6 protein-coding genes and 1 pseudogene are annotated in these 10,095 nt (G+C 58.3%); 3 read left to right on the top strand and 4 right to left on the bottom strand.

The window, feature by feature from the left end; genetic code table 11:
* The first annotated feature begins 516 nt into the window (after positions 1-516).
* Both ACZ1JC_RS04750 and ACZ1JC_RS04745 read left to right on the top strand, forming a co-directional pair.
* Positions 517-1,119 (top strand): toxin-activating lysine-acyltransferase, encoded by a 603-nt coding sequence (locus tag ACZ1JC_RS04750; RefSeq protein ID WP_465148502.1) that lies wholly within the window; start codon positions 517-519, stop codon positions 1,117-1,119.
* 359 nt (positions 1,120-1,478) lie between these two features.
* Positions 1,479-2,629: pseudogene (locus ACZ1JC_RS04745) on the top strand (tyrosine-type recombinase/integrase).
* Positions 2,630-2,710: 81 nt separating this feature from the next.
* Here ACZ1JC_RS04745 and htpG read toward each other — a convergent pair.
* Complete coding sequence (htpG, locus tag ACZ1JC_RS04740; protein ID WP_465139065.1) at positions 2,711-4,591, bottom strand: molecular chaperone HtpG; 1,881 nt, start codon at positions 4,589-4,591, stop codon at positions 2,711-2,713.
* A gap of 416 nt (positions 4,592-5,007) precedes the next feature.
* On the opposite strand from htpG, the gene ACZ1JC_RS04735 reads away from it, so the two are divergent.
* Positions 5,008-5,880, top strand: coding sequence for a sugar phosphate isomerase/epimerase family protein (locus tag ACZ1JC_RS04735; protein ID WP_465139066.1), 873 nt, complete (start codon positions 5,008-5,010; stop codon positions 5,878-5,880).
* Positions 5,881-5,963: 83 nt separating this feature from the next.
* Here the strand turns inward: ACZ1JC_RS04735 and ACZ1JC_RS04730 are convergent, their stop codons facing one another.
* The 3 genes from ACZ1JC_RS04730 to ACZ1JC_RS04720 all read right to left on the bottom strand — a co-directional run bounded on the left by ACZ1JC_RS04730 (position 5,964) and on the right by ACZ1JC_RS04720 (position 10,070).
* Positions 5,964-6,830, bottom strand: a complete 867-nt coding sequence (locus ACZ1JC_RS04730) for an SGNH/GDSL hydrolase family protein (RefSeq protein WP_465139067.1) — start codon at positions 6,828-6,830, stop codon at positions 5,964-5,966.
* A 259-nt stretch (positions 6,831-7,089) separates the two neighbouring features.
* A complete protein-coding gene (locus ACZ1JC_RS04725) occupies positions 7,090-8,229 on the bottom strand; it encodes a ThuA domain-containing protein (protein WP_465139068.1) in 1,140 nt (379 codons plus the stop codon).
* An 83-nt stretch (positions 8,230-8,312) separates the two neighbouring features.
* Entirely contained in the window at positions 8,313-10,070 is a 1,758-nt protein-coding gene (locus ACZ1JC_RS04720; RefSeq protein ID WP_465139069.1) for a family 43 glycosylhydrolase, read from the bottom strand.
* Positions 10,071-10,095: the final 25 nt, after the last annotated feature.

The following is a 10,095-nucleotide window of genomic DNA, read 5'->3' as shown; positions in this document are numbered from 1 at the left end:
AGGATTAACTTCCAGCACTAGCTCGAGGCAGTTGCATACGAAAACGTCGCCAATGGCCGCAACGTCGGAGTGTTTGGGTGGGCTTGGTGTCCTTCGGAATTCGAAGGATCTAGCACCGCGATTGCGACACGGCAGTAATGGGCCAGTCCCAGCAAAAATTCGATAAACTATGAATTCTTGACCGCTTGAACGACCTAAAACAGCCAAAAACCGCAGTGTGGCTACTGCAATGGAAAAGCATAGAGACGCACCCCTCGTTTCATTTGCTTAGATGCCAGAGACATCAATCTATGCAATAGAAAATTGCTCCTTTTTATGATGAAAGTGTGTGGTTCACCGCCATCAAAATTCCGAGCAACAGGTTACAGATTTTTAATTTCGGTGCGATCTCGTATATTATTCTTGCTTTCCGGAATGTGATGGTTGTTGGTGCGTAGAACCTTTTGGTTGTATGCTCACTGCGACCGGCGGCGATGTTGTTTTCCGAACCGGATTTGGAATTTAAGGGGACTGCTAATGGTTACCAATAGGTCTGACGAAGTCATTAACAAAAATAACGGCGAGGTTTCGGGAAGTTCGGAGATGAATTCGGACGTCGCGGCAAAGATTTCGGCAGTTCGTGCGCATATCCGCGAGAGCTTCGGCAAGATCGTGATGGCGATGATGGTCCAACCCCGCTACCGCAACCAGACCCTCGCCGACCTTCAGCATTTGGTTCTAGAACCGCTGATGCGTGACCGCATCTCCTTAGCCTATCGTGGCGACAAGGGGGATGACCCGCTGGCCGATATGGCGGGACTGGCGATTTGGGCGAGTGTCAGTGAAGAAGTGGATGGCCGCATTCGTGAGCAAATCCAGGCCGGGACGTTCCCAATCCGCTTGAAGACGGAGGAATGGAATTCGGGTAGCATTAATTGGCTGCTTGACGTGGTCGCGCCCGATCAGCGCACGACGGCCAATGTGATTGCCAATTTCAAGCAGGTGGTGAAGGAGGGCGCCCTGCGGCTCCATCCGATCGTTACCCGGCTTGTCGATGCCGAGACGTTACAGAAAATGGGGGCGGAGAAAATGGTTTCGCCGTCGTCCGCGTCGCTGCCAGAACATGCGAGCATCAATTGAGCGTTCGCGCATGATCTAGGTTTCTGTGCCGCATTAAGGTTCGCGCCGTTGCTACAGCTCGCGAACGAACGCAGCCAGCCCTGCTTCATCGGCAGTTCTGACGGGCTCTCGTGCCAAGCGGGAGCCCGTGTTGTTTCGTCGACATGGCGGGTGTGGGAATGGCTTCCTGCGAGCGGAACAGGCGATGAACATGCGGGTATGGCAGTTATCGCATGTCCATATCGCGCGGGTCTATAAGGATGGCAGCCCGCACAGCCGTGCGGCCCAAGGACGCGAAATGGCGGAAATCCGCGATATTACCGCAATGCCGGGAGACGGGGCCGCGATCGGGCCACCCCACAGCTGATCCGGGAACGGAGCTGTCGGCGTTCTTCGTCTCGCTGCGCGCGTTCGAACGGGTCGCGATCGATGCCGCGCTCCTCGCCGCTTACGCCGCCGCCAGTTCGCGGCATTCGCTGTTGGCGCTGCGCTCGGATCTCGCCGCCTTCGACTTGTGGTGCCGTCAGGCGGGACGCTTCACGCTGCCGGCGCAGCCGCAGGACGTGGCCGACTATCTGCAGGCGCGGGCAGGGGAGGGCGCCAGGCCCGTCTCGCTCTCGCGCTACAAGGCCTCGATCGCCAAGCTTCACCAGTTGCTTGGCCTCGCCGATCCGACTGGAGCGCCGTGGGTCAAGCTGACGCTGTCGGCGATCCGCCGTGACAAGGGCGTTGCCCAGCGCCAGGCCGCGCCGCTGCGCTTCAAGGGGCCGGTTCGCGATGTCGAGCGCGATCCGGCGCGCGGGCTCAATGTCCGCGCGCTGCTCGACGCCTGCGGCGAGGACCTGACGGGCCTGCGCGACTGTGCGCTGCTCAGCCTCGCGTACGACACCGGGCTGCGTGTGCGCGAACTGGTGGCGGTGAAGCTCGAAGATCTGATGGAAGCAATCGATCCCGAGGCGCGGCTGCTGCGGATCACGCGCAGCAAGGGCGATCCCGAATGCGAGGGCGCCACCGCCTATCTCTCGCCGCGCACCGTGCGCGCGGTGGCGGCATGGACCGCGGCGGCGGACATCGACGAGGGACCGCTGTTCCGCCGGGTGATCGTGCGGCGCTACAAGGCGCGGGCGCGGCAACCGGGGCGCAAGCTGGCGACGATCTCCGGCCGGGAGGCCTGGGATCTGCGCAAGACCTTGCCCAAGCCGGCGGTGCCGGCGCGCACCGAATACACGGTGGGGCAGGGCCATTGCATCCCTCTTCGGTCGGGCCGATCTGGCGCGCGATCATCACGCGCGCGTTCGACACGGGGGCGCTACCCGATCTGACGCGTGACGATTTGGCGCGGCTGCTCGGCCAGGTGAGCGGGCACTCGACGCGGGTCGGGCTCAACCAGGACCTGTTTGCCAGCGGCGAGGACTTGGCCGGGATCATGGACGCGCTGCGCTGGAAAAGCCCGCGCATGCCTCTGGCGTACAATCGCAACCTTGCGGCCGAGCATGGTGCCGCTGGGCGGCTGATGAAAAAGCTGGGGTAACGGCCCGCTAGCACATCGCCGACAGCTGAAAGATAGTCTGGGCAACGCCAGAGGGGAGCCAAGGGGCTCCCCTCGCAGGCTTCATAGAGATTTGGCCATCAAGCGCTCAAGCCGCTCCACGAAAGCCCGTGGGTCGGCCGGCGCTTCGCCCTCGGCGATCCGGGCTTCGTCGAGGAGAAGAAACGAAAGGTCGCGCCGTTCATCGTCTGTGGCGTTGCTTTGCGCCAGCTTCCCGATCAGCGTGTGCCCGGCGTTGACTTCCAGGATGGGCTTCGCCCGCTCTGGCCCTCGGCCGGCGGACGCCAGCATCTTCTCGAGCTGGAGGTCCATCGCGTTGTCGGGGGCGACAATGCAAACCGCGCTCGTGGTCAGGCGGTCCGAAACCCGAACGTCGGAGACATGGGCTGCCAGGGCTTCCTTGGCGAAATCGATGAACCCCGTCACATCTTCCGCGGCCTTGGTTGGTTCGCGACCTTCGACCAGGGGAATGAGGCTGAGATCGGCCGCACCCTGCGTAACCGACTTGAACGGCTTGCCTTCGTAGTCCGCGCCCATCGACGTCCAGAAGTTGTCGATCTGGTCGGGCAGCAGCAGCACTTCGATGCCGCGGGCTCTGAAACCCTCAAGCTGAGGGGAATCGGCGATCCGTTCGAGGTCGGTTCCCGTCGCATAGTAGATCGCCGTCTGGTTTTCCTTCAGGGCGGAGATGTAATCCTTGAGCGAGCGCCACTCACCGTTCGAGGTAGTGGTCTTGAAGCGAGCAAGGCCGAGCAGGGTCTCGCGCCGCGCAAAGTCTTCGTAGAGACCTTCCTTCAGCACGGCCCCGAAGTTCTCCCAGATTGCCGCGTAGCGTTCGGGCTCGGCGTCGGCGAGCTTCTCCAGCTCGGAAAGAACGCGGTTGCTCACGCCTTTCTGGATTGCGGAAAGGACGGGGCTGTCCTGGATCATCTCGCGCGACATGTTGAGCGGCAGGTCTGCGGAATCGACGAGGCCTCGCACGAAGCGCAGATAGCGCGGCAGGATTTCCGCCTCATCGGTGATGAACACGCGCCGGACGTAAAGCTTGATGCGCCCACTGCGATCGGGATCGAAAAGGTCGAACGGCTTGCTCTCCGGAATGAAAGTCAGCACCGAATACTCATGCCGTCCCTCTGCCCGGTAATGAAGCGTCAGGGCGGGCTTATCGAACTGGCCCGCCACGCTGCGATAGAAGTCGGCGTAGTCTTCCTCGCTGATTTCGGACTTCGGCTTGGCCCACAGCGCCGCACCGTCCGCGAGCTGCCGCGCTTCCTCGTCGCTTCCGGCTTCCTCGATGAAGATCGGCACCGGTACATGGCCCGACTGGGCCTTGACGATCCGCTCGACGGTGTAGGGCTCCGCATAGCTTTTCGCGTCATCCAGAAGATGGAGAATGACCTTGGTGCCGCGTGCAGGCGCCTGCGCCGGATCGACGGGCGCGATGGTATAAGTGCCAAGCCCATCGGACGACCAGCTCGCCGCGCCGCTTTCACCCGCTCGCCGCGACACGACGTCGACTTTGCCCGCCACCATGAACGCCGAATAGAAACCGACGCCGAACTGACCGATGAGCTGCTGGCCTTCTCCGTTCTTTTCCGCGGAGAGCCTGTCCATGAAAGCCTTGGTCCCGGAGCGAGCGATGGTGCCGAGCGTCTCGCCCATGTCGGCAGCGGTCATGCCGATGCCGTTGTCCGCCACGGTCAGTGTGCCGGCTTCCTTGTCCAGCGTGACGGTGATCCGCGGCTGCGGGTCCTCGCCCAGGAGCGACGGGTCGGCGATCGCTTCATAGCGCAGCTTCTCGCACGCGTCGGCAGCATTCGAGATCAGCTCGCGCAGGAATACGTCCCGGTCCGAATAGACGGAGTGGACCATCATGTGCAGCAGCTTGGAGACATCCGCCTCAAAGGCGCGGGTTTCAGAGGCGATAGCGGAATCGGTCGTCATCGTATCTTTGGCTCGCATGGTTCAGATTTGCCCCGGTCAGATGGAAAGGCCCTGGGCTCTCGTCAAGGCGTGAGCGTGACAAGGTTTGATGTGGGAGTCACCCGCTCCAAGAGCGACAAGCAGACAGTTGGAAACCTCGTGAAGGAGGTCCGGAGCACTGCAATTTACGATTGGTATAGCGTGACAAACGCCTAGGCGATATAAATGAACCGATGGTATATTAAATTGGCCTTTCGTTGCCGAGAGTGCCAGCAAAGTGCTCGTTTAGAGCGGACTTGCGGATCACGATTGCCAGATGCCGATGCTCTCGTGTGAACAAGATCCGTGCATATCCCGAGGTGTGGATCCAATGACGGGGATTTCGGAGATTTCCTATCGTTCTTTTGGAATGTCGCAGCAATCTTACGAGGCGCACAGTGGCGATTGACCGCCGTACCTTCCTGTGCACCGGCGTTGCGGTTGGAGTTCTGGAAGCTGCCCCGAACCTCCAGGCTCGTCCGCGTCCACAACTTGGCCTTGCGGATGTTACCGTCGGCAAGGAACTGAGGCAGGACTATGCGGGCACGATTCGCGCGATCGCCGCGATGGGCTACTCACATTTTGGTTTTCGCCTCGCCGCCTTCGCTCCCAATTCGTCCGAGCTTTCACCAGATTTGAAGGCCAAGATTGTGCGAGACGCTGGCATGGAAGTCGGCGTGGTTCGCTTCATTCCGAAGGGCGCAGATTACCAGAAGCAAATTGCCCAGGCCGCGGAAATAAACGCGCCGGCAGTTGCCATGACTGCCGCGCCACCTTTTCTTACACGACAACTTGGCGTGGCGACGCGCGCGGAGTTCGAGGCATGGTTGCCCGAACTCAGGAAAATAGGGACTGAGTGCAGGGCAAGTGGTGTACGCTTCGCCTATCATACCCACTGGTGGGACTTCCTGCCCTTGGACGGGGGAGAAACTCCTTTGGATGTGATACTGGGGACCACGTCTCCAAGCGATGTCAGCATTGAACTAGATCATGCCTGGTGCTGGTATGCGGGAGTCGCGCCGCTTGCGATACTAGCTCGCTTGGGCGAGCGCACCACGTCGCTCCATCTCAAGGACATAGATCGAACACGGGGACGAAGCGTCACCGATCATGCGGTTGTCATTGGTAACGGCGAGATGGGCTATTCCTCACTTTTGCCCAGATTGTCTCGTATCACTTCGGCATTGGGATATGTCGAAGTCGATGCGCCAACGGACGGGCTGGTCGCTGCAGCCGCAGGCGCCGGTTTCTTCTTCGAGCATCAAGGCTGAAGACAATAACGCCCCGGTTCGCAATTCTGCAAGCGGGCGCGCTCAGTCTGTTAATGGTGTCAAATTGCGTGACGAGGTGTTTTTCAAGAACCGGGAGCCGTGATGAACTCCTCAAGGGCCTTGGCGATTTCTTCCATGCCATGCGCATTGGGATGAAAGCGCGCGCCTCCAAATTCTTTTTTCAACGCCCAACCGTTACTCCACGGATCTGCGTCACAGGCCCCATGCTCGCTTGAGAGAGCCGATATCCTCAAGACCTGGGCGCCATCCGCCTCTGCAGCCCGCTGCGTCGTCGCCGCCAGACGCTCGGCAATAATGCGGCTTGCCTGAAGCTTGTCGGCGGGAATTGCCAGTTGCGGGCAAGTGCCTACTTTAGGCACGATAGTGACATAGTCGAGGAAGATGATACGCGCTCGAGGCGAGCGTAGGCGAACTTGCCTGACGATATCATGTATCGCACCTTCAAGATTTGCCCAGGCTTGCTCGTCGGGCTGGCTGCTATTGAGACATTGACTCGGGGCAGGCTTCAACTCGTTACACATGGCGGCCTTGATCAGTCCGCCGACATAGCCAACGTCATTGCCTCCAATAGTGATCGTGACCAGCTCGGTCTGCGAGGTTACCGCTGCGATCTGTGGCGGCAGTTCATTCCAGGCCTTGAGGACATTGGCGGTTGCAGCACCACTACAACTGACGTCAGTCAGGTTGAGATTCTTACTCCGCGCGAGAATATGAGCGTAGTTGACGGAGGATCGTGAACAACGGTCCGATTTCCCTTCGATCTCGGGAGGTAGACCAGGACCGGCCGCGAACGAGCTGCCCATGGCAACATAATTGCCTAGTGCGTCAGGTTTCGTTGCGGCAAGGAAATCTTGGGATGCGCAGCCCCCGGACACGGATGTGATCAGAGCAATCAGCACCGACAAGCCAACTTGCTTTATTACCTTCATAGCGTAGTTCTCCCAGGCGAGGCTGCGTGGATGAAGCCGTAGGCATTAGCACTGAGTTTGATTCATCTCTCCCTTTGGGAGACCGACTCCGGCGCGGGGGCAAAAATCACCAAAGAAGGATCGCGTATCTTAAGGAGATACTGACTGGTCGACTGGCCTCCTCCCTATCGTAATATTTAATTGCACTTGAACTGAGTGGTCGAATTTAAGCGTCACGTAGCAATCCGATGGAAACTACCGCCGGCGGAATGACGGTAGACTATCTTTGGGAACACGCCGATTTCTTGTTCGCCGTCCAGTCAATAGCAGCTTCGAGCATCGCCACGTTCTGTGGCTGGTTATAAGTCTGCGGCATATGGCCGATCGCGGAATAGAACATTCGTCCGTTACCAACGCAGTTCGTCCAGGCGATCGGATGGTCTCCCATGCGTAAATCCTGACCCATGCCTTCGGGCTTATAGGTGCTCTCATCTAGAGAGAGCAGCACGTCTGCTCCTACTGCACGTGGGTTGGTCGAGAACGAATACCATTCGTCCTCCATGATCCAATCGGTCGGTAATGTCGCAGCCAAGGGATGCTGGTGGTTCACGACAACCCGCGCCTGCTGGAATTGCGGGTTCATAGGATGTCCCTTGAAGCGCGCGCCAATCAGCTTGTCGGGATACCAATCCCAGAAGTACACGGGGTCGCCGGCGCTGCCATGAATGCCGACGAAACCTCCCCCGTCTTTCATGTAGTCTTGCAAAGCCCGTCGTTGGGAAAGGCTCAGCACATCGCCGCTGATGTTGTTCCAGATTACCGCGTCGAACTGGCGGAGGGTCTTCTTATTGAAGGCGCCGGCTTTGTCGGTCGTCTCAATTGTCCAGCCCTTACGTTGCGCCATTTCCGAGAGGGCTTGATGCGCTGCAGCAACTGAGGGGCCATCACGGAAACCTACGATTTTCTCGAACAAGAGAAGTCGCGGGCGTGCTGAAGATGGGGCGAATTTCGGCACTTCATTATCGTATCGGGCGCAGCGTGCCACCTTGTCCGCCGCGGTTACGGGCAGCGCACGCAAGCGTTGATCGAGTGGACCTAGTTGGTCCTGCTTCATGCCAGTGAAGCGCGAGGCCTCTTTGAGCGTAATGATGGCGCTGAAGCTCGGCACCTGTCCTCCGCTGAATTGCGCTGGGATGCGAGACTTCTGAGAAGGATCGGCACCATCGACCAAGGCTTTTGCGGCCGGGCTCAACAAGACGTCGATCAGTGGTGAATCGACGGAAAATGGCATGTCGCGCATCGGGCAGTCCGTGACGGAGCGGAGAGCTGCGGAACTGGCTGTTTTGCTTTCGGCATTGGCGGGTAGAGCGGCGGAGGCAGTGAACGCGGCGATTGCGAACGCCGAGAAATACATTTTCATGGGTCGAAGCCTTCGTGTTCGATCAGATACCATCTCTAGCACATCGCATCTACATGTCGTTGAAGCAATTAGATCGACTGCAATTAATCGAAACATGCAATCTTATCCGATTTCGCGATACCGTTTTCATTAACCGCATCTATCGTTGCGAAATAGTGCGCGCCGATATTAAGGCTTCTGACATCAATCCGAGTTTGGTTATCATATATTTGGAAGTTTTGATTCATAAGCTTCGGCGTCGTCCCGATCCTAACGATATAGAATTCTGCTCTGGCGCTGGGCGCCCAGCTTATTGTCGCATGACGGCCGTCGGATGCATCTCTCTGAACTATCGGAATGGGAACTTTGGTCGGCGGCTCGCCACCGCCGATGCCGAAAACTCGAAGATCATAAAGAGAAAATTTCCCTTGGTCCGGAGAATGGACGTTGCGGAGGCGGACGAACCGAGCCTTGGCTGCTTTAGGGAGAACTTGGTAGTCATGTGGAGCATCCTGCCCCGCATGCGAGTGGTCGATTACGGTCCGCCAAGACTGGCCGTCGTTCGAAATCGAAAGTTCGTACTTGTAGACGTCCGAGCTTATGCCTCGTCCCCGGCTGTCCTGATCTGCAAAATTGATCTGCACGGCCTCAACGCGCTTCACCTGACCAAGATCAATCTGGAACCATTCGCCGGGATTCCCAGTCTTAGCCGACCACCAGGTACGAACATCCTCGTCATTGGCGTTTTTGGGGGGCAGGCCGTCGAGGCTCGACGAGGCGGTTACCGCCTTATTGCGCGACAGGAGCATCCATCCCGTCAGTTTGCGCCCATTGCCTATGAAGTGCGGATAATCGCCGAGGTATGTATCCGCGATCAGGTCGCCGGACGATGTGAACTTCGTAGGGAACAGTCCCAAGCGCCGTTCGAAATTGTGGCGCTTGGAAATGGTCATAGTCCCGAAATGCCACCAGTTCCCATCAAGGCCTTTGAGCGTGCTTCCATGGCCTGCGCCGGCAATGAAGCCGGTCGGCTTAAAGGCGAACGGGCTGGATGTTTGGTAGGTAAACGGGCCAAGAGGTGATTCTGCAACCAACATTCCGTTGGCATATGTACGATATTCTGTCCCGGGTGCGGAGTATTCCAGATAATATCTGCCTTTATGTTTGGTGAGCCAAGAGCCTTCTACGTACGAGTAGCCTGAGACGTTCTCGTTATTATCGCCAGGTACTTCCCACCCCCGAGTTGCCTTATCTCGAGATTGCGGAATGTCGATCTTCGACAGGCGCTGGAATGTCTTGGAATCGAGTTCATAGCCGTGGAGGGGGCCAGCGGGGGCGAGGCCATCGTACATGTATAAACGACCGTCGTTATCGCGGAACAACGCTGGATCGACGTAGCCTGGTTTGATGGTCGCGGCTTCATGCCACTGTCCAGTCAACGGATCGTCAGTCGTCCAAATGCGGTTGGCAAATTCGCTTACGGCGAGATACATCTTGCCGTCGATGACGACGACAGTAGGTGCAAATTTGTCGATATCGTGCCCATAGGCAGCGATAAAATTCCATTTTTTTAAATCTTTCGAGTGCCAATAGCCCTTTGAATGTGAGGCAAAGAGCCAATATTCTCCCGCGAACGTTATTACGGTGGGATCGGCGGCCTCACGGTAGGGTTGATCGGGCGCGATCTGCAGCCTGTCTCCCTTGACAGGGACCTGATATCGATAAGGCAGATTGATGGGGTTGGCGTAGGTCGCCTGCCTGCGATCACTCGCACCGCTGGCAATTGGGATGACCAAACCCGCTGACAGTAACAAGCTGACTATCGAACGCGCGAGGCGGATTGGGCGGCGCTTCCGTTCCATACAGGCGGGCTTCCTTGGAATAGTG

This window comes from Sphingomonas sp. BL-S-28 (genome assembly GCF_055521515.1).
The sequence above is the reverse complement of the archived record's forward strand: the minus strand, read 5'-3'. Positions and strand labels throughout refer to the sequence as shown.

What these genes read in the sequence shown, in the direction of transcription:
- ACZ1JC_RS04750 (WP_465148502.1), top strand. Translation starts at nt 517, where the DNA reads ATGGTTACCAATAGGTCTGACGAAGTCATTAACAAAAATAACGGCGAG.
- htpG (WP_465139065.1), bottom strand. Translation starts at nt 4,591, where the DNA reads ATGACGACCGATTCCGCTATCGCCTCTGAAACCCGCGCCTTTGAGGCG.
- ACZ1JC_RS04730 (WP_465139067.1), bottom strand. Translation starts at nt 6,830, where the DNA reads ATGAAGGTAATAAAGCAAGTTGGCTTGTCGGTGCTGATTGCTCTGATC.
- ACZ1JC_RS04725 (WP_465139068.1), bottom strand. Translation starts at nt 8,229, where the DNA reads ATGAAAATGTATTTCTCGGCGTTCGCAATCGCCGCGTTCACTGCCTCC.
- ACZ1JC_RS04720 (WP_465139069.1), bottom strand. Translation starts at nt 10,070, where the DNA reads ATGGAACGGAAGCGCCGCCCAATCCGCCTCGCGCGTTCGATAGTCAGC.